The sequence below is a fragment of the Paraburkholderia phytofirmans OLGA172 genome, from assembly GCF_001634365.1.
In the GTDB taxonomy this organism is placed as follows: domain Bacteria; phylum Pseudomonadota; class Gammaproteobacteria; order Burkholderiales; family Burkholderiaceae; genus Paraburkholderia.
In genome coordinates this window covers 3764653-3786508 of sequence record NZ_CP014578.1, presented here as the reverse complement: position 1 = coordinate 3786508, position 21856 = coordinate 3764653, and the positions used below count along the sequence as shown (strand labels likewise).

Genomic DNA, 21856 nt, shown 5'->3' with positions numbered 1-21856 from the left:
AAGGAGATGGGTCAAAAGATGTCACGTCAGCGTGGCAGTTGCCCTGGAAGCAGCGCCTGGAATCTGCACCCTCTACCGCACCAGGAATCCGTAGGTCAAAGGGTCGCGTTCGTCGATCAACCACGTCCCGTAGCCGCAGATGAACGCGTTCCCTTCGATCTCGGGAATCACCGCATCGAACTCACCGCATTTCGTCTCACTCAGCACGCGGCCCTTGAAAATCGTTCCGATGATCGACTCATTCACGAGCGTTCCATCCGAGGGTAGGGTGCCGCGCTGGTAGAGCTGGGCGACGCGCCCTGCGGTGCCGGACCCTGTTGGCGATCGGTCAACCTCGCGATCGGCGAAGATGCAGCAGTTCGCCTGAGTCGATCCCGGATGACGGGGTGCATTCGAAATGATCGTGCCGTAGAGCCCTCTGATTTCCGGAATCTCTGGATGAACGATGTCAAACGCTGCATTAGTCGCCTGTGTGATCTCGTCGCCGAACTGCTTCAGTCGATCAACGTTGCTTTCGCCTACCGCCATATCGTACTGCGCACCATCGACGTAGAAATAGAACGCGCCTCCGTAAGCGATATCACCTGACACGGGGCCGAACGTCGGCGTATTGACGATGACGTCCTTTTTCCAGACGAATGACGGCACATTCACGAAACGCACATTCCCTGCATTTTCGCCGTCCCACTGGACGAAAGCCTCGAGGAATCCGCAAGGCGCGTCGATGCCCACGCGCGTTTCCGGCGACGTGCGCTCAATCCACCCCAGTTCAACCGCCGCGGTGGCCAGCGCGATGGTCCCGTGACCACAATGGGGACTGTAGTCTTTATTCTGCGTAAAGATGATGCCGAAATCCGCACCTTCGGTGACCGGCTCAGTGAGGAAGCCTCCGTACATATCGGCATGGCCTCGAGGTTCCAGCATCATGGCGCTCCGTAACTCATCCGCATGCTTCTGGATCCACTCCCGCCGCTCCACGATGGTTTTCCCCGCTAGGCGCGGGAAACCATTGGTGATGATGCGAAACGGCTCACCACCGGTGTGCATTTCAATCGTGTTAAGTGTCCTGTTTATTCGCATAGATACTCCGTCTTGCTTACTATTTTCGTTGAAACCTCAGTTGCCGTAAGTTACGACAGCGCCATCCTTGAATGTGTACACGGTCGTCGCCGAGCTTTTCAGATCATGATGTGCGTCGAACGAATACTCGCCGGCCACGCCGGTGTAGGCGGACTTGGTGAGTTGCGCACCAATTTTGGCGCGGTCGGATGTTGTGCCAGCCTTCACCATCGCGTCGGCCAACAGCTTCATGCCGTCGTAATAACTCACGCCATACACCTGCGTATCGACGTTGAAGGTCGTCTTGTACTTTTTCAGAAATGCGCTACCTGCTGGTGTCTTGTCCAGCGAGACCCCACCTTGTGAACAATACGCATTCGTCGCTGCGGGACCTGCAATTTTGGCCATATCAGACGTACAGATTCCGTCGCCGCCCAGCAGCTTCGCCCGCAATCCGAGCTGACGCATCTGTTTGACAAGCGGGCCGCTTTGCGACGCGTAACCACCGTAGAAGATGACATCGGGATTCGTCGCCTTGATCTGAGAGAGAACGCCCTTGAAATCGACCGCCTGACCATTCGTGTATTGCTGGTCGATAATCTTCAGCCCGCGTGCCTTGGCCACGCTCATGAACTCCTCCGCCACGCCCTGTCCGTAGGCCGACCGGTCGTCCATGACTGCCGCTGTTTTCGCTTTAAGCGTATCGATGGCGAAATTAGCCATCGCTCCGCCGAGTTGCCCGTCACTGGCGCCGATACGAAAGACTTCGGTGAAACCTTGAAGAGTCAGCGCCGGGTTCGACGCAACCGAAAGCATCGGGATGCCGGCGTTCTGGTAGAGCCGCGAGGCCGGGATGGCCACTCCAGAATTGTATGGGCCAAGAACGGCAGTCACCTTGGCGTCGACCAGCTTCTGCGCGACCTGCACTCCAATCCGAGGATCCGCCTGGTCATCTTGAGAGACCAATTTGAATGTTACGTTTTTACCGGCAATCATCGTTCCGGCGCTATTTAGTTCGTCAACCGCCATGCGTGCACCATTTTCGTTGTCTTTCCCTTCCGACGCTTGGGGACCGGTCAACGGCCCAGAAACGCCAACAAGAACAACCTCTTGAGCGCTCGCGCTGCCGAAGGCGAGAAGTGCAGCAACCGCCATTACCGAAGACACCAATTTTCTCATCGCACACCCCCAGTGGTTAAAGTACACTGGACTCGATAGTGACCACTTTTGGTTCTATTTGCAACCATTGAAAAATAAAACCTCACAGGGGTTTCCCCTGGCCGTAAGCGGTCGCAGAGCAGCGCCTGGGACCACGACCAAGAATGATTGATCATTTGACTATGACTACTTCCAACTCCCAAACTCCCGCGATCATCGGCTATGTAACCCCGTGGAGCGCACACGCTGGTCAGGAACTGACGTTCAAAATCAGTTCGCGCGGCGGTCGCGCTTTTATGGCGACCGTTGAGCGCATAGATTGTTGTGACCCAAACCCGAACGGGCCCGGGATGAAGCTGGTCCCGATCGATGTCCAGCTGGAAAGCACCTACCCGGGACAGGAGCAGCCAGTGTTTCCCGGCTCCTGCGCTTACGGCGCAATGCCGCTTCTGGAGGACATTCAGCGCGTCAAGCTCGACCTGACGGTTCAGCCCACGCTTGAGGACGCCTCCCTTCAAACATTGGTCGCTCTTCAGAACCACGATGGGAAGCATGGTGTAGCGATTGCTCTCAATTGCGGCGAACTCGTTTTCCAGAGCCTCGCGACAGGGGAACAGATCGCCACAGGCATAGCTGTCGCCGCCGATCTGTGGACAAATTTGCACATATCGTTCGATCGTGGCGGCCGCATTCAGGCAATCAGCTCAGGTACAAACTCGCGCGAAGAGGCATTCAGAAACGTGGTGGAATTTGACGCACCGTTCTCCGTTATCGCGCTCGGCGCTACAACCGTGTGTTTTGCGGCTATATGGAAAGGACACCCGGAGGATGCTTTCAACGGCTTCATCGAAAGCCCGGAATTGCGCGCGGCCACCAGCGACGCAAGCGGCGATCGGCACGAGGGCACCCTGTTGGCGCATTGGGACTTCACGCCAACGCTCGCTCACACGAGCGTACCGAACTGGCTTGATAGCGACGCGCCATTGACGCTTGTGAACGCACCAATGAGGGCAGTTCGGTCGTCGCGGTGGAGCGGACAGGAGATGGACTGGAAGCATGCGCCAGAGGAATACGCCGCGATCCGGTTCCACTCTGATGACCTGTCGGACTGTGGCTGGCAAACGTCGGTACATCTGAAGATCCCGGCCGACATGGCATCGGGTGTCTATGGATTGCGCGTGGACAATGGAGAAGGAGCCGACACAATCCCGTTTTACGTCACGGTTGCGTCGGAGGGAAAACATGCGCGTATCGCGTTCCTCGCGCCCACACTGACTTACCTCGCCTACGCCAACAACGCCCGAGGAAATTTTTCGGGGGCGCTTGCTGCTCGCGTGGAAGCATGGGGGGCGTATCCCCACAACCCGGACGTCGTAACCTCATTTGGCACATCAACGTACAACTATCACAGCGATGGTTCAGGTATAAGCCTCTCCTCCCGCTTGCGTCCGATTCTCACCATGCGTCCAGGCTATCTGACGTTCCTTGACGAGCATGGATCGGGCCTGCGCCACTTTTCCGCAGACTCTCATCTGACCAACTGGTTAAGGGAAAAGGGGTTTGAATTTGACGTCGTTACCGACGAGGATCTTGATAAGCGAGGCGTGGACGCGTTGAAGCACTACGACGTTGTCCTAACCGGATCGCACCCGGAATACCATACACGCCGAATGCTGGGCGCGCTCCTGGCCTACCGGTCCGCGGGCGGAAGCCTGATGTATCTTGGAGGAAACGGGTTCTACTGGAAGATCGGGCGCACCGCATCGGCGCCACATCTGCTTGAAATTCGTCGAGCCGAGGCCGGCATGCGGGTATGGGAAAGTCAGCCGGGTGAGTACTATAACCAGCTGGACGGCGAGTACGGGGGTATGTGGCGTCGAAACGGATTGCCGCCGCAAAAAGTTGCGGGAGTCGGATTTACAGCGGAGGGAGATTTTCGGGGCACATTCTATCGCCGCACACCTGCCTCCTTTGCCACCGAATATGCCTGGCTGTTCATGGGGGTTAAAGCGGGCGCGGGAGAACTGTTTGGAAACTTCGGCTTGTCTGGCGGCGGCGCTGCGGGCTTCGAAATTGATCAAACTGCGACCGACCTCGGTACGCCCGCCTATGTGAGTGTGGTCGCGTACTCCGACAATCACGACGCCAGTTTCGTGACCGTTCCCGAGGAGCTTCTCTTCAATCGAATGGTCGGCAAACCTAGAGTGCACAGCGGTATTCGAGCCCACATGATCTGCGGCTTCGGCCCGAACGGCGGCGGACTATTCGCAGTCGGCTCTATCTCGTTTCTCGGAAGTCTTTACAACGCCAGTTACGACAACGACGTCTCGCAAATCGTCGAGAACTGCTTGCGCCGCTTTCTAGCCGTTTCCCACACCTCCCGCAAGTTGCCCGTATAGCAAGTTTGATCGGAGGCGGGGTCAGCAAAGAAGCCGATCGGTGACAAGGGCGCGCACAAAGTTTGAGGGTCATCGATTCATAGACAGCGCAGCTAGCGTGCAATGGGAAGCACGCTACGCGCCCGGATTGGCTGTCTTGCGCCGAACTTCAGACATCCAGGCATCGGTCGCGAAGGTCACTAAATGGCCGGTTGCACGCGTCAGACGTGCGCACAGATGGAAAGCGGCCTTCAGCGATGAGCACAAAATCAGACTCCGATGAACCAATTGGAGTCTGACATGGAAGCCAAACAAACTCGGGAGCCGTGGAACAGAGGCAAGCTAGTCGGGCAAAAGCCACCGCTGAAGCTGAAAGACATCTGGGCAATACGAATTTATCTCCAGAATGCAGCCGCCGCTAAAGTTAGGAAATTGACTTTCGTAATGCTTTCGATCGCTACATCCTGAGCAACAAACTCAATGTATAGTGCTTTTGAGAGCAGAATGACTAGTTTTATATTGCAATTTGTTATATGGGTTGCGTTTGACAAGATCGGCGCCAAAAAAGTGAGCGTGACCGTTCCATACTTTGGAGCGCTCGCTTCCGATCTTTTTTGTCACGGGACACATGCTGGCTGCAGCGTGACAAGATGATTCGGATTTCCAACAAAATTGAAAATCCGAACCGATCGCTGCAATGAAGTCTGGAAACTGTAGTAAAACAGCAAGCCCTCCTTGGCGAGGGCTTGCTGTTTTTTAGTCGGCCGATTTTGGCGACGCCAGGCGCCGGATCCGTGGGCACAATCTTTGTCGCTTCGGCAGCCAGATCGCGCGACGTTTGAGGGAGCCAGTTTAGGCCGCAAGGCGTGAAATCAGATTGCCGCTTCGCTTACAAGCGTTACCCTATATAACGCCGGGGGGGCGACGATCGAGGCGCCATTCCTGCGAGGCGCTGCGCGAGGCGGTGCGCGGGCCGCGGCGCGAATGTAAGCGAAAAACTTTCTGTAACGATCCTGTAACCAGGAGCGATACTGATTGGCCTAACGTTTGAATTCCAATGTCTCTGAAGCGTACCAACATGATCTCCAGCACCAAGTCGATAATCATCGCCATACCTGCCGCCGCCGTTGCGCTCGCGCTCGGCGGTTGCGCGGTGATGCCGCCGAGCGGCCCGAGTGTGGTGGCACTGCCGCGCAGCGGCGAGCCGCTCGGTCAGTTCCAGCAGGACGACTATGCATGCCGCGACTATGCGAACCGCTCAACCGACCCGAACGCGGCAGCCCAGGCGGCGACCACGAACAGCGTGAACAGCGCGGCGCTGGGCACGCTGGGCGGCGCCGCTGTCGGCACACTGATCGGCGCGGCGGCGGGCAATGCCGGCGCGGGCGCGGCGATCGGCGCGGGCAGTGGGTTGTTGATCGGCGGTGCGAACGGCGCGAATGGCGCGCAGTATTCCGCCGCAGGCCTGCAAGCGCGCTACGACGCCGCCTACGCGCAGTGTATGACCTCGAAAGGCAACACTATCTCGCAGCCGCCACAACCGGCCTACTATGCGCCGCAACCGGCCTATTACGCGCCGCAGCCGTACTACTATGCGCCGCCGCCGAGGTATGTCGCGCCGCCCCCGGTGATGTACGCGCCTTATCCGTATTACTAAGGCTGATCGGCAACCTCGCAACGCCTGAGCGAACTGTTTGCGGCGCGGACCAGGCAAATGCCATGCAAGCTTGTTGCTGTCAAGCTTTTGTCATATCTGGCGCAGACACACGAAACGATGGCGGCTAACCGCCCGGCAAACGGCGTGCGTTTCGATCGAGGGCTAGGGACGCCGGTTGTCTGGCGATTCTGCATAGCCCGCGAACGCCACTTCATCCCTGCCCGCACACGCCGTTTTTGACCCCGTCGTTCGACGTAGCCCGACGTACTGAGTTGCCCGGACATCGGGCAAACGAGGCGACCATGCAACGAGCAGGGGCTTTTTAGTTTTCAGCTTTGCGGATACTGCTGCACTTACATTGCTACGCGCGGTACCGGAGGACATCGGTGCGCGTCACGCAATGTGAGACGCTCATTCCACCTCGCTCGTTGCCGCAGTCTTACGCGGACGGCGACTCCGTGGGGCGGCTTTGCGCGCCGCTTTCCTGGCGGCCACAGGCGCTTTGTCTTCGCTGGCAGGCGCTGCCGGTGCTTCAGCAGGTGCCGCGATTTCCGGTACCTCATCGATCTTTCGCGGTGTTGCTTTTTTCGTTTTCTTCGCGGCTGTCTTGCGAGGTGCGCGTTCCTTGCGGTGCTTAGGTTGAGTGCCGCTCGCTTCCTCTGCTTCTTCGCCCGCTGCCGCGACCGGTTCAGCCGCAAAAGCCTCCGGTTCCTCCCAAGCCGCTTCCGGATGTTCGAAAACAGGCTCGCTAGCTGATGGCGCATGGGTGTGCGCTACTTCCACTTGAGCTTGCGCGTGGCGGCCGGACTCGATTGCCGCGCGCTCTTCCTGCGCGGCTTCCTGCTGGCCCCGGCCGGGTTTGCGATTGCCACGGCTTCTGCGGCGCGACTCGTGCTTGCCGCCCAACTCGGCTGCCACTGTTTCGGCAACCTGTGCCTCAACTATCTGTTCTGTCGACTCACCAGGTTCGGCCGGCTCGTTCACGTTTTCGACGCCCACATTCGCAGCCGTGCCCCGGTAAACGTATGCGCCTGACTTCTCGTCGCGGCCGAATTCGAGCAGCCCGCGCGCCTGCGCCTCTTCAAGCAGGTTCCCGAATGCGCGAAAGCCGTAGTACGTCTCGTTGAAATCCGGCTTGCGGCGCTTGATCGCGTTCTTTAGTACCGATGCCCAGATCTTGCCGCTGTCGCCACGTTCGGACGCAAGCGCGTCGAACGTCTGCACGGCGATCTCGACCGCTTTGGTGCGGCGTTTTTCGAGGTCTTCCTTGTTGCGCGACTTTTCTTCGTCGGGCGCACGTTTGGCCGTCTGCTGCGCGGCCTGTTGCGGACGCGACGATTCGCGTTTGGCGACCGTGCGCTGACTTTCGCGCACGAGGTCATCGTAGAAGAAGAATTCGTCGCAGTTTGCGATCAGCAGATCGGAGGTGGATTGCTGCACACCGACGCCGATCACCTGCTTGGCGTTCTCGCGCAGCTTCGACACCAGCGGCGAGAAGTCAGAGTCGCCACTAATAATGACGAAGGTATTGACGTGCGATTTCGTGTAGCAGAGATCGAGCGCGTCGACCACGAGCCGGATGTCGGCCGAATTCTTGCCCGATTGGCGCACATGGGGAATCTCGATCAACTCGAAATTGGCCTCGTGCATCGCGCCTTTGAAACTCTTGTAGCGATCCCAGTCGCAATACGCTTTCTTCACGACAATGCTGCCCTTGAGCAGCAGACGTTCGAGTACCAGCTTGATGTCGAACTTGTCGTACTTCGCGTCGCGCACGCCGAGCGCAACGTTTTCGAAGTCGCAGAATAGCGCCATGCTGACGGTTTCGTTGGATGACGCCATGAATATCTCCATTGAAGCGATCGTCAAATTCGACGAATCGCGACCATGATAGCGATTCCAGCGGAGGTGATCAGCTTTTGTGTTCCAGCAGAACACACTTGCCTCAATTACGATGCGCAGCGACTTCCCAGTTGATATCGACGCATAGCACCTGCGTGCCGTGCGGCGTATGCGCGGCGATCGAGGCCGTCACGCACAAGTGCGCTTCGTTGATCGACAGGTAGGGCGGCGTGAGGTGCACCTGGCCGGGCACGCGCATTGCCTGAATGAAGTACGGCCGGCGTTCCCAACTCGCGCCTTGCGAGTGCAGCAACGGCCGGAAGCGCTTGGCGCGTTGCGAAGTACGACCCGGTGGCAGCACGTTGTCGCCGATCTGCCGGCCGGAACCGTCGAGCACGAAGCAGCGTGCCGTTTCGCCGAGCGCAAGGAGTGGCGCGGTCGCCTGGGTCACCGACTCCCCGGCCACGAGTTGGGCAGCCGCCGTTTCCAGCGCCGTGACATAGGGAGCAAGCCGCGCGGACTGTGCGCGTTGGCGCGCAGCGACCCGTTCGCGCAGCGCCGCGGAGAGCGAGTCCATCAAGCCGGCCGCCGCTTGCGGTTTCACCGGCTCGACGCTCGGGCCCGCGAAGAACGCGCCCTGCACGAAGTCGACGTTGCATTCGAGCGCGATCAGCGCATCGCGTTCGGTGCTCAGGCCGCCCATCAGCACGAGTTGGCCGGATTCGTGCAGCAGCGAGACGAGGCCCGGCAGCACGCGTTCGATATGCGAATGCTCGCTCGCTTGAGCGAGGATGCAGCGGTCGAGCGTGACGATGTCCGGACGCAGATTCCACACGCGATCGATGTTCGAGTGCTTCGCGCCGAAGCCGTCTAGCGCGATCAGGAAGCCGGATTTGCGCAACGCGTCGATGATGGCGGCGAAGCGCGTGGTTTCACCGCCTGCCTGCTCGGACACTTCCAGCACCACCCGTTGCGGCGGCAGGCCCAGCGCCTTGAGGCCGGCGAGCAGTGCGTCGCCGTAACTGGTGTCCATCAGTGCCGCCGGGTGCAGGCTCAGGAAAAGCCATTCGTCATGGCTGTCGAATGCATTGAAATTGCCCAGATGCAGCGATTCGGCGAGCCGCCCGAGTTCCAGCAGGTCGCCGCGCCGCGCCGCCTGGTTGAAAACCTCGTGCGACGGCACTTGCAGCGCATGCTCGTCGTGTGCGCGCAGTGAAGCGTGATAACCGATCGCGCGCCGGTGCGACACCGAGAAAACCGGCTGGAACACGCTGAAAACGGTGTAGCCGCCGTACAGAACGGTGCGCCGGGAGCCTTCGTCGCCGGCCATCGGGCGCGGCGGCTGGAAGCCGGGAGGATCGAGTTCGATCATGCTCATCATGTCAGTCGTGTGGAGGTGGCGGTGCGCGCGCATGCTCGACATGAGTCAAGCACACGTAAATTGTGAGTTTACAGGATAGGTGAGCAAGAACTGTGCGCGATTGGAAACACACTGTGCGCGCTCGGTGACCACGGTTAGTACGGCGATTGTGCGCCAGCGCGGGCGCGAATACGATGATTCGCACTTCAGTGGTGCGACCCGCGCCCCGTTGCGGGTCGGCGCTGGTGAGCGCGAAGCTCGCCATGGTCAGCCCCACCAGCACCGTGTTGACGATCAGCCCGAACGCAGAATGAGCCGCTCAGACCGAAGCAGGCAACGCCGCGGCAGCATGGAAAAATGCCTGCGCGCGCGGCTCGTTGCCGAACGCCGCGTGAATCCTGATCCACGGGCTGACTTCCATGTTGGGCCGGAAATAGCTGCCGGGCACCACCGTCACACCGAGCGGCGCGCCGCATGCAACCAGCCGTTCGGCGTTGTCGACGTGCGGTACGCGCGCCCATACGAACTTGCCGCCGACGGGTTTTTCGAACACCTCCCAGCCGGCATCTTCGAGTGTCAGGATGGTCGAGCCGAGCGCGTCGCGCATGCGGCGGCGCAGGCGCTCCAGATATTTGCGGTACGCGCCGCGCTCCAGCAGCGACACGGCGACCGCCTCGGCAAAGCGCGAACCGCCGATGCTGGTCAGCATCTTGATGTCGACCAGATCCTTGATGATCGCGTGGCTCGCCACCACACAGCCGATTCGCAGCGAGGACGACAGCGTCTTCGACAAGCCGCCCACATAGATCACATGGTCGAGCTGGTCGAGGGTCGCGAGACGGTCGGTGACGTCGGTCTGGAAGTCGGCGTAGATGTCGTCTTCGATGATCGTGAAACCGTGTTCGCGCGCCAGTTGCAGCAACCGGAACGCGACCGGCGGCGCGACCGTGGTGCCGGTCGGATTGTGGAACACCGTGTTGATGAACATCAGCTTCGGCCGATGCACTTGCAACTGCGCCTGCAGCACGTCGAGATCGGGGCCGTTGCGGGTGCGCGGAATGCCGATCAGCTTCACGCCGTGCAGCTTCAGCAGGCCATACAGGTTGTAGTAGCCGGGGTCCTCCACGAACATCGTGTCGCCGGCTTTGAGCATGTAGCGCATCAGCAGATCGAGCGCCTGACTCGCGCCGTTGGTGATCAGAATCTGCGAGGCGTCCGCTTGAATCCCCAGTTGACCGATGCGGCTTTGCAGATGTTCGCGCAAGGTCAGATTGCCGAGCGGAGTCGCGTAATCGACCATGCTCGCGATGTCGGTGCGCGACACGTGGCGGATCGCCTGCGCGAGGCTCTCCGTGTCGCGCCACGCATCGGGAATGAAGCCGCTGCCGAGCTTGAGCGTCTCACCTTGGTGGTTGAACTGCTGGAGGATGTGCCCCGATTCGTCCTCGGCGCGGCGCGGGTCCGAGGAGCCCGCGCAATGTGTGCCTGTGGGCTGGCGGTCGGCGACGTAGAAACCCGAACCGTGGCGCGAGTTCACATAGCCGAGCGACACCAGCCGGTCGTAAGCCTCGATCACGGGAAAACGGCTCACGCCGTAGTCGGCGGCGAACTGGCGGATCGACGGCAGCTTTGAGCCGGGGTGAGCGATGCGCGAACGAATCCAGGCGGTGATGCCCGTGACGATCTGCTCGGTGAGTGGGACGCCGTTATCCCGATCGAGTTGGATGTCGAGTTTCATGCGGATCATTTCCTTCGCCGGGCAGCCGGAGCGCCGAACTGTCGGTGCGGCGTGTGCTGCACACGCACTCATCGAGCGCGATTGCCGCCAACTGTCCGTTTTTTCGACTGAACAGTTCCGATGGAAGTGTTCGGAACTGTGCATGGGTGTTCGATGATCGCACGTCAATAATCAGTACAACAGGAAAGTTCTTCGAAGGAGAGAGCGATGCGTGAAGTCCGTATTTTCGAAATGGAACATGACGAGCCCGCGGCGGCCTGGCGTGTCGCGCGTCCGTCGGTCTTCAAGGTGATCTCGGGCGAGATCTGGCTGACCGTCGAAGGCGAGAATGGCGATCATTGGCTGGCAACGGGGCAATCGATCGAGTTGCCGCGCGGTGCGATGGCGTGGGTCAGCGCGGGCCGGGCCGGTGCGCGTTTCGCGCTGGCCAGCGGGTCAGAACACGCTGCAATGCGGCCACTGCGCAGCTTGCCGGTACTGAACTGGCTGCCGCGCTGGTTAGGCGTGGCGTGACGGGGAGTTGCGGCTGCTGCAACCGCCGTAACTGATGCGGCTGATGCAGGCACCGATGCGTACCGCGTTTGCTTCGCAGCCGGTCAAGGCCGCGCCTCAACGGGCCACCTCATCGGGCCATCTCATCGGGCCACCTCATCGGGCCACCTCATCGGGCCACCTTAACGGGCCACCTCAGCGGCCACCTCAACCTCCCCGATATAGCGCGCGCGTGGCCGGATCAACCGGCCGTCGCGCGTCTGTTCCATTGCATGGGCGATCCAGCCAACCACCCGGCCGACCGCGAATAGCGTGAATGCGGCGCCGGCCGGCAGGGCGAGTACCCGTTCGATGGCCACGAGCGCAAAGTCGACGGTCGGCTCCGCCCCGGTCGTATCGCGCACTGTGCGCGCGAGCGCCTGCACTTCGCCTAGTGGCGAGCGGGCCGGCGCACAGTCGGCGAGCATCCCGAGCAGCAGACGCGCGCGCGGGTCGCCGTCCGGATAAAGCGGATGGCCGAAGCCCGACAGCACTGGCCCATGCGCGCCGTGTTCGTGGCGCGCGAGCCGGTTTGCCAGATAGCGATCGAGATCGGGTGCGCGCGACGCTTCATCGAGGAGCGCGGCAATCCGTACCGTCTCGCCACCATGCCGCGGGCCGGCCAACGCAGCCAGACCGCCCGCTACTGCGCCAAACAGATGCGTCCCCGTCGACGTGATGCAACGAACCGTGAAGGTCGACGCGTTCAGTTCATGATCTGCGCATGCCACCAGCGCCGCGCGCAGCAGCCCTGCCTGCTGACGGTTGCGCACGTTCCACGCTGAAGCCAGCTGCTTGTGCAGCGGTTCGTTCGACGGCGCCGCCGAGACCATCGCGGCGGCCAGCAAGCGCATGACCGCGCAGGCGGTATCCAGCTGCGCATCGCGCCCGAGCGCCCATACCCGCGGCATTTGCGCCGCGGCGGCCGGCAGCAGCACGAGCGCGCGGTCGAGCGGCGTGCTGTCGCTCCAGAGCTTGAGCCACGCCGCCCACTGGGCGGCGGCGAAAGAGACTGCCGGTGCCTCGGCGATGCGCCTCGCACTGCATTCCCACAACAACGCCGCGACACCCTCCAGTGATGCCGTGCGCGCCAGTTCCATGGCGTCATGCCCGCGATACAACAGGCGGCCGTCGGCCACCAGCGTGATCGACGATTCGAGCACCGGCACGCCCCAGTCCAACACCTTTTGCGCGACCTTGCCGGCGCGCTTGCCGTCTTCCTTGCGCCGCGCGAGTCGCCGCACTTCGCCGGCGTCGTAGAGCCGGTGCTTGCCTTGCGCATCCGGCGACGAACTCAGCATGCCGCGGCTGACATACGCATACAGTGTAGGCAGGCTGATGCCGAGTGCGGCGGCGGCTTCGGCGGCGGTCAGAGAATGGGAAGGCGGCATGGAAACGCGTAGAAACCGAAGAAATCAATATATATTGATTATCATAATCAAGATTGATTGCGGCGAGGCGGAATTCTAGACTCGGGTTCACTTTCTTTCTGTTCCAACACGAACCAGATGAACGATATGAGCACCATGACGCCTGAACTCGCTCTCCAACATATCTGGACGCTTGCAGGCTGCGATCCGACTGCGCTTCGGTCTGTCTCCCTGAGCGGCGACGATCCTGGTTTGCCGTCGGTTTTCCGGGTCGGCAGCCTGGCCTCGGCGACCATCGCCGCGACCGGCCTCGCGGCGGCCGACTACCACCGTTTGCGCACCGGGCACAGGCAGCACGTCGCGGTGCAAATGCGGCGCGCGCTGGCGTCGTTTCGCAGCGAACGCTATTTACGCATCGACGACGGGCCGCCGCCCGCTTTGCGCGATCCGGTGACGGGTTTCTACGCGACGCGCGACGGCCGCCGGATTCAACTGCACACGAATTTTCCACATCACCTGCAAGGCGTGCTGGAGGTGCTCGGCTGCGAGAACGATCGCGCCGCAGTGGCCGCCGCGATCCGCCACTGGGACGGCGCGAAGCTCGATCAGACGCTCGCCGACGCGGGCCTATGCGCGGCGTTGATTCGCACGCCCGACGAGTGGGCTGTGCTCGAGCAGGCGCAAGCGCTTGCGGGCTTGCCGTTGTTCGAGATCGAGCGCATCGGCGACGCGCCGGTTGAGCCGCCGCGCCGCGGCGACGCGAACCGGCCGCTGGCGGGCGTGCGGGTGCTGGATCTGTCGCGCATCATCGCGGGGCCGGTGGCCGGGCGAGCGCTCGCGCACCACGGCGCGGACGTGCTGATGATCAACGGTCCGCATTTGCCGAATATCGCGCCGCTGGTGATCGACAACGGGCGTGGCAAGCGCTCGGCCGTGGTCGATCTGCGCGATGCGCCCGGACGTGAGACCTTGCGCGGCCTTGCCGGTGGCGCCGATGTGTTTCTGCAGGCCTATCGCCCCGGCGCGCTGGCGGCGCGTGGGTTCGGTCCCGAAGAACTGGCGCGCGTACGGCCTGGGATCGTGTACGTGTCGGTGTCCGCTTATGGACACGAGGGGCCTTGGGCTCAGCGGCGCGGCTTCGATAGTCTGGTGCAGTCGGCGAGTGGCATCGCGTGGACCGAACGGCAGGCGGCGGGCTGGGACGAGCCTAAGCATCTGCCTTGTCAGGCGCTGGATCACGCGACTGGCTATCTCGCCGCGTTCGGCGCGATGGTCGCGTTGGCACGGCGCGCCACCGAAGGCGGAAGCTGGCACGTGCGCCTCTCGCTGGCGCAAACGGGCCGGTGGCTGCAGTCTTTCGGACTTGTGCAGGATGGCTGGCGTGCGCCGGATGTGTCGAGCGACGATGTGTCGGATTGCCTCGGCACCGTCGATTCGACATTCGGCCGCGTGCGTGGCGTGTTGCCCGCCGAGATGCTTGATCTGACGCCGGCTTTTTATGCGTTGCCGCCTGTGGAAGTGGGCGCTGACAGCGCTAGCTGGAAGTGATGCGTTTGCCACTGTGAGTGGCGCGGCTGCATCTCCGTTCCCTTTTCGAGCTGTACGAGGGAAACGGGGAGCGCTGCAACATCGTCTGGTTTGCCGGCTACGGAAGCAGGGGAACCGGGACGGGTGGCTCAAACGGAGGCTATGTCCCCGCATCGGAGCCCCGCCTGGCAGCGGCGGCCAGCAGCGTGCGAGCCGCACACGATAGCTCGCGGCCCGCTTCGCGGGCGCGGGCCAATCCGCCCGTTACTTCCGCAACTCCGCCACGAAGTCGTAGTAGTCGTTGCGGCAGTACGTGTCCGTCAACTCGATCGCCCGCTGGTCAGCGGTGTAGCCCACGCGGGTGATCAACAGCAGCGCCTCGTTCGGTGCGATGCTCATCTGCTGCGCGATTTCGTCGCTCGCATTGACCGCGCGAAAATGCTGCAGCGCGCGCACAATCGTCAGTCCGCGATTTTCCAGGTAGGTGTACAACGAATCGCCAATTGCCTGTGGATCGGGAATCACCGCGGCAGGAAAGGTGGAATTCTCCACGGCCATCACGATGCCGTCGGCGAGGCGCAAGCGGCGCAGCCGGGTCACGGCCGCCGCCGGCGACAAACCCAGTTGAATCACCTCATCGCGGTTGGCCGGCGAAATTTCTCGCGACAACCACTTCGAACTCGGCGTAAAACCGCGTCGCCGCAGCATTTCGCTGAAACTCGAAAGACGCGACAGCGGATCTTCATAGCGCGGCGTGATGAAGCTGCCTGCGCCTTGGGTGCGGCGGATCAATCCCTGTTCGACCAGTAGGGCAATCGCCTTGCGCGAGGTGATCCGCGATACGCCGAGCGCTTCGGACAGCACGCGCTCGGAGGGCAGCGCCTCGCCCGCGTTCCAGCGGTTTTCGTGAATCGCGGTGCCGAGCTTGCGTGCGAGTTGCAGGTACAACGGCGTGTCGTTTTCCGGGTCCGGGCGCAGGTCGCGCCAGCGGTCTTCCGAGGCTGAGGTCATGGGGCTCACGCGAGAAGGGCAAGCGGCAATTCTAAGACATCGGCGCGCTCCGTTATAGCGGGCTTTTGTCTGGAGCCCGATCGGTTGCCCGCGCAACCGCTAAACTCGCCGCTATGATTTCCGTCGCCTGCGCCGCGCATCCGCCCGCGCCGCGCATCGACATGCACGCGTTGCCTCATGCGCGCGGCCATCCGTTTAGCCACTTCGAGGAGAAAGCATGACGACCGATATCGCAAGCGTAAGTCTGCCCGACGGCGAGCGCATTCCGAAACTGGGGCAGGGTACTTGGGAGATGGGCGAGCAGCCGGCGCGCCGCGCCTCGGAAATCGCCGCGCTGCGTTCCGGCATCGAACTGGGCATGACACTGATCGACACGGCGGAAATGTACGGCGACGGCACCACCGAATCGCTCGTGGGTGAAGCGCTGGCGGGGCTGCGCGATCAGGTATTTCTCGTCAGCAAGGTGTACCCGCATAACGCAAGCCGGCGCGGTGTCATCGCTGCCTGCGAGCAGAGCCTCAAGCGCCTGAAAACGGATCGGCTCGATCTGTACTTGCTGCACTGGCGCGGCTCGGTGCCGCTTGCGGAAACCGTCGCGGCGTTCGAGGCATTGCGCACGGCAGGCAAGCTTCGCCACTGGGGCGTCAGCAACTTCGATACGGACGATATGGACGAACTCGTCGCCACGCCCGGCGGCGAGGCATGCGCGACCAATCAGATTCTCTACAACGTCGCGCGCCGCGGACCGGAATTCGACCTGTTGCCATGGCTCGCCGCGCGCAAGATGCCGGCGATGGCATACAGCCCGGTCGATCACGCGCGCCTGCCGAAGCGCTCACCGCTCGATGACATCGCCGACGCACACGGCGTTTCGGTGTTTCAGGTGGCGCTAGCGTGGGTGTTGCAAAAGCCCGGCGTGTTTGCGATTCCGAAAGCGGGCCGCGTCGAGCATGTGCGCGACAACCATGGGGCGTTGCAACTGCAACTCGGCGCTCATGAACTCGCTGCCATCGACACTTATTTCAAACCGCCACGCAGCAAGCGGCCACTCGAAATGCTGTAAGCGCGGTGGCGGCCGTTAGCGAATTGCAGCCGGCGGTGGCGGCGGCGCACCTGCGCCGCTGCGGCTCGCTGCGCCAGCGTCATTAGTTACAACCGTGGTGCATGTGCACAGATCCCAGGACGGCGACTTCAGCGGGCGTGTGCCTGAGCGAATCTTCGTTGACCTGGGCGGCGTCGGTGACGAATTCGTCGACGATCGACGAGACCTGCGTATTGCGCAAACACAGCGACACCCGCTGCGTTTCGTTGGGCGGCAACGACGCGCGCTGACCGAGGAACAGCACACCGTACTGATAGCCGTGGATGATGCCTCGGATCGCGCCGACGCATTGACCTTGCGCGACGTTGTCGTTTTTCTGTTTGCAGGTTTGCGCGAGTGAATAGGCAGAGAAGGTGGGATCGACCGGCGGGGCGGCTTGCGACAGGGTTGGCGGCTGCGGCTGGGCCGACGTAGCCGATGTTTGCGCCGGGGTTTGCGCCGGGGTTTGCGCATGAGCGAGCGATGCGAGGCCCAGAGCGGTGACCATCAACAGGCCGGTGGCCGTGCGCGCCATGGCGTGGGGGACGTTTCGTTGCATGTTGTGATGCCCTCATATCGAACGTTGAATCTGATATGAGGCAATCGCTTCGGTTTGGTTCCGGTCACGCGCGACGCGATCGATTGTTCTGGTTTTAAACGTGCGCAAGAACCGTTCGTCAGCGGTTCGCGGCGGTGCGTGCCGTTTTGCCGGACCGCCTGCGAGTGCTGCCGACTTCGACCGGCCTCGGGCGGTGACGCTCGACCGGGGGATCGAGACATCACCGCCGTTGCCGGGGGACTGCGGACGGGATACAGAATGATGTCGTTAGTGACGGGTAGGGTTCGGGGGCCCCCTACCCGGGAAGCAGGCAACTGCTAGCCAGCGATATACATGCCATTGCCCGCAAAACCTTGCGGCGGCGGTGTCGAGTAGAGGGTTGCAATGCCCGCGAGCGAAAAACGCATGAAAACGTTTCGACGATGAGACGCATGGCCGGAAAGCCGCGTTATTGCGCGTTATTCGTTGCGCGCAGCGTTTTCCGGTGTGTTTTCAGAACCGTTGCCGGAGGCCTCGCCGGTGTTGTCGCGCGAGGCCGATTGCAGCGCGCGCAGTTCGTCGAAGGGGATATGGCAGCGGATACGATGTACCGACGGCTGGCCAGCGCTGCCGATGTTGGCTTCGAGGAAGGGCGGGTCTTGCTGTTCGCAGATCGCTCCCAGTTTGCGCGGGCAGCGCGTATGGAACACGCACCCGGACGGCGGCGATGCGGCGCTCGGCAGATCGCCGGACAGGCGTATGCGGGCACGGCTGTCGTGGGCGCCCAGCGTCGGCACTGAAGACAAAAGCGCTTCGGTGTAGGGATGGTGCGGTCCGCCAAAGACTGCAGCTGCCGGTCCGATCTCCAGCAGCCGGCCGAGGTACAGCACCGCGATGCGATCCGACAGATAGCGCACCACGTGCAGATCGTGCGAGATGAACACGTAGCTCACGCCGCGCTCGCGCTGCAGATCGGCGAGCAGGTTGAGAATCGCGGCCTGCACGGAGACGTCGAGCGCGGAAGTGGGTTCGTCGCAGACCACCACGCGCGGCTCACCGGCAAACGCGCGCGCGATCGCCACGCGTTGCTTGAGTCCGCCGGACAATTGACGTGTGCGCGAGCCGAGATAGCGCTCGGGCAAACGCACCGCCGCCGTCAGTGTGGCGAGCCGTTCGTCGATTGCGGCGCCTCGCAGCGCGGTGAGGCGCGACAACGCGCGACCGATCAGCCGCCTCACCGAATGCGCGCGATTGAGCGCCGAGTCCGGATTCTGGAACACGATCTGCAGCGACTTGACCTGCTCGTCGTTGCGTCGCGTGACGCGCGCGGCGAGCGGCGTGCCGTCGAGTTCGAGCACGCTGCCCGCGTCCGGCGTGAGCAGGCCTAGCATCAGTTTCGCGAGCGTCGTTTTGCCGCTGCCGGATTCGCCGACGAGGCCAAGCGTTTCGCCACTGGCGAGATCGATCGATACGTCGTCGACTGCGCGCAGCGGGGCGCCGGATACGTGGAATGTCTTCGAGAGTTTTTCCGCACGCAGCACGAGAGCAGGGCGCTCGCCGTCACGCAACCCATCGTCGTCCTGGGGCAATGTGTCAGCAGCCGCACGCGGCAGTTCGATTGCGCGTTCGTGATAATGGCAGCGCGACATCTGATCGCCATGCGCGGCGCTCACGCGATAAGGCGGCGGCGCTTCACGGCGGCAGCGGTCATCGGCGAGACGGCAACGGTCAGCGTAAATGCAGCCCTGGGTGACCGAGCCCGGCAAGGGCAGATGACCCGCAATGGTGTCGAGCCGCTCGGTGTCCTTGCTGCGCCCCGCGCTCGGCAAGCAGCGCAGCAGTCCAACCGTATAGGGATGACGCGGCCGCGCGAACACGTCCTGGGTTGCGCCTTCCTCGACCAGCTTGCCGGCGTACAGCACGCCGACGCGCTCGCACATGCGCCCGATCACCGCGAGGTTGTGGCTGATGAACAGCACGGCCGTGCCGAGTTCTTTGCGCAGTTGCGCCACAAGGTCGAGCACTTCGGCTTCGACGGTGGCGTCGAGCCCGGTGGTCGGTTCGTCGAGAATCAGCAAGGCCGGGTTCGAGGCGAGCGCCATCGCGATGACCACGCGCTGCTGCATGCCGCCCGACAACTGATGTGGATAGCTGCCCATCACGCGCTCGGGTGCAGCGATACGCACACGCTGCAGTATTTCGACCGCACGCCGCACTGCTTCGTCACGTGGGACACCGGCCGCTTCGAATGCTTCCGTGACTTGCCGCGCGATCGTCAATGAAGGATTCAACGCCCGCCCAGGGTCCTGATAGACCATCGAAATCGCGTTCGCACGCATCGTGCGCAACGCGTCGGCGTCGAGCTTCTGCACGTCCTGGCCGGCAATGATGATCTTGCCTGCCTTTACCTTGCCGTTGCGCGGCAGATAACGCAGCGCGGCCATAGCGACCGTCGATTTACCGCAGCCCGATTCGCCGACGAGGCCGTACGCTTCGCCGCGCCGCACGCGAAACGATACGTCCTGCAGCACTTCACGATCGCGTCCGCGCATCCGGTACGTGACCGTCAGACCCACCACAGACAGCGCATCCATGCGATCGCTCTTCGAGACGTCGAAGGCAGGGAACGAGGCGGGCGGCGGGCCGTTCATCGGTCGAGCACTCCTTGCACGCTATCGGCGATCAAATTCACGCCGACCACAAGCGAGGCGATCGCGGCGGCCGCGAATACGACCGTCCACCACGCACCGCCGGCCATCAGCGTGTACGACTCGGACAGCGCGAGCCCCCAGTCGGCGGAAGGCGGCTGAATACCGAAGCCGAGAAACGACAGCGTCGCGACCGCGAAAATCGCATACCCGAGCCGCACGGTCGCCTCGACGATGATCGGCGGCAGCACATTCGGCAGGATCTCCGCGAACATGATGTACGGCGCGCGTTCGCCGCGCAGTTGCGCAGCGGCGACGTAGTCCAGATGCCGTTCGGCGAACACGGCGGCGCGTACCGTACGCGCGGTGATCGGCGTGAAGGTGATGCCGATCACGAAGATCACGGTGAAGTTCGATGCGCCGACCGCGGCCAGCGCGAGCAACGCGACAATCACGAGCGGCAGCGCGAGTACGGCGTCGATCGCGCGGCCCACGACGTTGTCGACCCAGCCTTCGAAGTAGCCGACGATCAACCCAAGGGCCGTTCCCGCGACCGTGCCGAGCAGGGTCGCCAAAGGCGCGATGGTCAGGATGTCGCGCGCGCCGACGATTACCCGGGAGAACACGTCGCGGCCGAGCTGATCGGTGCCGAACCAATGCGTGCTGTCGGGCGGCATCAGCGAGTTGAGCGGATCGGATGCATACGGGTCGATCCGCACGATCCATTGCCCGGCGATCGCGCAGACGATCCACCATCCCACGATCAACGCGCCGACCAAAAATGTGGGCGAGCGCAGCAGCATGCGCAACGGGCCGAAGCGCGGCTCGGTAGCCGGACGTGGCGTAGGCGGCGCGGCGGGCGGAACGATGGTGCTCATTCGGCGCTCCTCACTCGCAACCGTGGATTGAGCAGGACATGCAGCGCATCGGCGAGGAGATTGGCGACGGTGTAGACCACGCCGATCGTCAGCACGCCCGCTTCGAGCATCGGAAAATCCTTCGCCTTGGCGGCGTTGTAGATCAACGAACCGATACCTTGATAGTGGAACAGTGTCTCGACCACCACGAGACCGCCGATCATATAGCCGAGCTGCGTCGCGGCGACGGTGATGGTCGGCAGCAGCGCATTGCGCAATACGTGCCGACAGATCACGGTACGGCGCGGCAAGCCTTTGAGGATCGCCGTGCGGGTGTAGTCCGCATCGAGCGCTTCGACGGTGCCCGCGCGTGCCATCCTCGCGATATAGCCGAAGAACACCAGCACCAGCGGCAGCACCGGCAAAATCAGATGCCGCAGTTGTTCGAGCGCGCCTGCTTCGGGCGGATACGAGGCTTCGGTCGGCAGCCAACGAAGCCACACGCCGAACACCAGAATCAGCACGATCGACGAGACGAACTCCGGCACCACGGTCGCCGACAAGCCGGCGATGCTGATGGTGCGATCGAGCCAGCGTCCCGCGTGCATGGCCGACCACACACCGCCAGCAATGCCGAGCGGCACAACGACGACAAACGCGAGCAGACCGAGCTTGGCCGAATGCACCAGTGCGTCGGCGATAAACGGCCCGACCGGTTCACGGTACGCATAGGAAAGCCCCATATCGCCGCGCACGAAATGCGAGATCCACTCGACGTATTGCGTCATGAGCGGCCGGTCCGCGCCGAGCTGATGATTGAGCGCGGCGACCGCGCGCGCATCGGCGAGCGGCCCGAGCACCGCGCGGCCGATATCGCCAGGCAGCAACTGGCCGCCCGCGAACACGATCACTGACAGCAGCCACAGTGTAATCAACGACAAACCGACCCGCGTCGCCAGAAATCGCGCGATGCGGCCCGCGTTGCCGCTCGAGACCGGGGACGTGGAAGGGTTCACCGTGGTCGACATCGTGAGCTCCTGCCGAAGAAGCGCCGTGCGCTCAATGGCCTTTGCATTCGCCGGCTTTGGCGTTCAACGGCTT

General features: G+C 62.6%; 17 protein-coding genes. 6 read left to right on the top strand and 11 right to left on the bottom strand.

The features are described from left to right. Positions 1–72: 72 nt before the first annotated feature. Together lhpH and AYM40_RS16590 are read right to left on the bottom strand one after the other, a co-directional pair. The gene (gene lhpH / locus AYM40_RS16595) at positions 73–1080 is read right to left on the bottom strand and encodes a trans-3-hydroxy-L-proline dehydratase (protein ID WP_063497158.1); all 1008 of its coding nucleotides are present in this window, start codon (positions 1078–1080) and stop codon (positions 73–75) included. A gap of 36 nt (positions 1081–1116) precedes the next feature. Continuing rightward, positions 1117–2238, bottom strand: coding sequence for a branched-chain amino acid ABC transporter substrate-binding protein (locus tag AYM40_RS16590; protein ID WP_063497157.1), 1122 nt, complete (start codon positions 2236–2238; stop codon positions 1117–1119). Positions 2239–2381: 143 nt separating this feature from the next. Between AYM40_RS16590 and AYM40_RS16585 the strand changes: the two genes are divergently transcribed. The 3 genes from AYM40_RS16585 (at position 2382) to AYM40_RS16580 (ending at position 6252) form a co-directional block, all read left to right on the top strand. Then, entirely contained in the window at positions 2382–4616 is a 2235-nt protein-coding gene (locus tag AYM40_RS16585) for a N,N-dimethylformamidase beta subunit family domain-containing protein (protein ID WP_236720857.1), read from the top strand. Positions 4617–4895: 279 nt separating this feature from the next. After that, a complete protein-coding gene (locus AYM40_RS40325; protein WP_420488452.1) occupies positions 4896–5063 on the top strand; it encodes a hypothetical protein in 168 nt (55 codons plus the stop codon). Between the two features lie 610 nt (positions 5064–5673). Next, positions 5674–6252, top strand: coding sequence for a glycine zipper family protein (locus AYM40_RS16580; RefSeq protein WP_063498074.1), 579 nt, complete (start codon positions 5674–5676; stop codon positions 6250–6252). A 411-nt stretch (positions 6253–6663) separates the two neighbouring features. On the opposite strand, the gene AYM40_RS16575 is transcribed toward AYM40_RS16580, so the two are convergent. From AYM40_RS16575 to AYM40_RS16565, 3 genes are all read right to left on the bottom strand, one after another. After that, positions 6664–8094: an NYN domain-containing protein gene (locus AYM40_RS16575; protein WP_063498073.1), complete on the bottom strand. Its 1431-nt coding sequence runs from the start codon at positions 8092–8094 to the stop codon at positions 6664–6666. 103 nt (positions 8095–8197) lie between these two features. After that, positions 8198–9472, bottom strand: coding sequence for an EAL domain-containing protein (locus AYM40_RS16570; RefSeq protein WP_063498072.1), 1275 nt, complete (start codon positions 9470–9472; stop codon positions 8198–8200). A 301-nt stretch (positions 9473–9773) separates the two neighbouring features. After that, on the bottom strand, positions 9774–11192 hold the full coding sequence (locus AYM40_RS16565; protein WP_063498071.1) for a PLP-dependent aminotransferase family protein: 1419 nt from the start codon (positions 11190–11192) through the stop codon (positions 9774–9776). A 207-nt stretch (positions 11193–11399) separates the two neighbouring features. Here AYM40_RS16565 and AYM40_RS16560 point away from each other — a divergent pair, with 207 nt between their 5' ends. Next, entirely contained in the window at positions 11400–11705 is a 306-nt protein-coding gene (locus AYM40_RS16560; protein WP_063497156.1) for a DUF2917 domain-containing protein, read from the top strand. 161 nt (positions 11706–11866) lie between these two features. Here the strand turns inward: AYM40_RS16560 and AYM40_RS16555 are convergent, their stop codons facing one another. After that, entirely contained in the window at positions 11867–13114 is a 1248-nt protein-coding gene (locus AYM40_RS16555) for a citrate/2-methylcitrate synthase (RefSeq protein ID WP_063497155.1), read from the bottom strand. A 135-nt stretch (positions 13115–13249) separates the two neighbouring features. Between AYM40_RS16555 and AYM40_RS16550 the strand changes: the two genes are divergently transcribed. Beyond that, entirely contained in the window at positions 13250–14641 is a 1392-nt protein-coding gene (locus AYM40_RS16550; RefSeq protein ID WP_063498070.1) for a CoA transferase, read from the top strand. 243 nt (positions 14642–14884) lie between these two features. Here the strand turns inward: AYM40_RS16550 and AYM40_RS16545 are convergent, their stop codons facing one another. Continuing rightward, positions 14885–15631 carry a GntR family transcriptional regulator gene (locus tag AYM40_RS16545; RefSeq protein ID WP_063497154.1) on the bottom strand — a complete coding sequence of 249 codons (747 nt, stop codon included), beginning with the start codon at positions 15629–15631 and terminating at the stop codon, positions 14885–14887. A gap of 217 nt (positions 15632–15848) precedes the next feature. Between AYM40_RS16545 and AYM40_RS16540 the strand changes: the two genes are divergently transcribed. Beyond that, the gene (locus AYM40_RS16540) at positions 15849–16694 is read left to right on the top strand and encodes an aldo/keto reductase (protein ID WP_063497153.1); all 846 of its coding nucleotides are present in this window, start codon (positions 15849–15851) and stop codon (positions 16692–16694) included. A gap of 82 nt (positions 16695–16776) precedes the next feature. Here the strand turns inward: AYM40_RS16540 and AYM40_RS16535 are convergent, their stop codons facing one another. From AYM40_RS16535 to AYM40_RS16520, 4 genes are all read right to left on the bottom strand, one after another. After that, positions 16777–17271 carry a hypothetical protein gene (locus AYM40_RS16535; RefSeq protein ID WP_063497152.1) on the bottom strand — a complete coding sequence of 165 codons (495 nt, stop codon included), beginning with the start codon at positions 17269–17271 and terminating at the stop codon, positions 16777–16779. Between the two features lie 458 nt (positions 17272–17729). Further along, complete coding sequence (locus AYM40_RS16530; protein ID WP_063497151.1) at positions 17730–19901, bottom strand: ABC transporter ATP-binding protein; 2172 nt, start codon at positions 19899–19901, stop codon at positions 17730–17732. Next, entirely contained in the window at positions 19898–20776 is an 879-nt protein-coding gene (locus AYM40_RS16525; protein ID WP_063497150.1) for an ABC transporter permease, read from the bottom strand. The genes AYM40_RS16530 and AYM40_RS16525 overlap by 4 nt, the downstream gene beginning before the upstream one ends. Next, positions 20773–21783 (bottom strand): ABC transporter permease, encoded by a 1011-nt coding sequence (locus AYM40_RS16520; protein ID WP_063497149.1) that lies wholly within the window; start codon positions 21781–21783, stop codon positions 20773–20775. Before AYM40_RS16520 ends, AYM40_RS16525 begins: the two co-directional genes overlap by 4 nt. Between the last annotated feature and the right edge of the window lie 73 nt (positions 21784–21856).

What these genes read in the sequence shown, in the direction of transcription:
- lhpH (WP_063497158.1), bottom strand. Translation starts at nt 1,080, where the DNA reads ATGCGAATAAACAGGACACTTAACACGATTGAAATGCACACCGGTGGT.
- AYM40_RS16590 (WP_063497157.1), bottom strand. Translation starts at nt 2,238, where the DNA reads ATGAGAAAATTGGTGTCTTCGGTAATGGCGGTTGCTGCACTTCTCGCC.
- AYM40_RS16585 (WP_236720857.1), top strand. Translation starts at nt 2,382, where the DNA reads ATGATTGATCATTTGACTATGACTACTTCCAACTCCCAAACTCCCGCG.
- AYM40_RS40325 (WP_420488452.1), top strand. Translation starts at nt 4,896, where the DNA reads ATGGAAGCCAAACAAACTCGGGAGCCGTGGAACAGAGGCAAGCTAGTC.
- AYM40_RS16580 (WP_063498074.1), top strand. Translation starts at nt 5,674, where the DNA reads ATGATCTCCAGCACCAAGTCGATAATCATCGCCATACCTGCCGCCGCC.
- AYM40_RS16575 (WP_063498073.1), bottom strand. Translation starts at nt 8,094, where the DNA reads ATGGCGTCATCCAACGAAACCGTCAGCATGGCGCTATTCTGCGACTTC.
- AYM40_RS16570 (WP_063498072.1), bottom strand. Translation starts at nt 9,472, where the DNA reads ATGAGCATGATCGAACTCGATCCTCCCGGCTTCCAGCCGCCGCGCCCG.
- AYM40_RS16565 (WP_063498071.1), bottom strand. Translation starts at nt 11,192, where the DNA reads ATGAAACTCGACATCCAACTCGATCGGGATAACGGCGTCCCACTCACC.
- AYM40_RS16560 (WP_063497156.1), top strand. Translation starts at nt 11,400, where the DNA reads ATGCGTGAAGTCCGTATTTTCGAAATGGAACATGACGAGCCCGCGGCG.
- AYM40_RS16555 (WP_063497155.1), bottom strand. Translation starts at nt 13,114, where the DNA reads ATGCCGCCTTCCCATTCTCTGACCGCCGCCGAAGCCGCCGCCGCACTC.
- AYM40_RS16550 (WP_063498070.1), top strand. Translation starts at nt 13,250, where the DNA reads ATGACGCCTGAACTCGCTCTCCAACATATCTGGACGCTTGCAGGCTGC.
- AYM40_RS16545 (WP_063497154.1), bottom strand. Translation starts at nt 15,631, where the DNA reads ATGACCTCAGCCTCGGAAGACCGCTGGCGCGACCTGCGCCCGGACCCG.
- AYM40_RS16540 (WP_063497153.1), top strand. Translation starts at nt 15,849, where the DNA reads ATGACGACCGATATCGCAAGCGTAAGTCTGCCCGACGGCGAGCGCATT.
- AYM40_RS16535 (WP_063497152.1), bottom strand. Translation starts at nt 17,271, where the DNA reads ATGCAACGAAACGTCCCCCACGCCATGGCGCGCACGGCCACCGGCCTG.
- AYM40_RS16530 (WP_063497151.1), bottom strand. Translation starts at nt 19,901, where the DNA reads ATGAACGGCCCGCCGCCCGCCTCGTTCCCTGCCTTCGACGTCTCGAAG.
- AYM40_RS16525 (WP_063497150.1), bottom strand. Translation starts at nt 20,776, where the DNA reads ATGAGCACCATCGTTCCGCCCGCCGCGCCGCCTACGCCACGTCCGGCT.
- AYM40_RS16520 (WP_063497149.1), bottom strand. Translation starts at nt 21,783, where the DNA reads ATGTCGACCACGGTGAACCCTTCCACGTCCCCGGTCTCGAGCGGCAAC.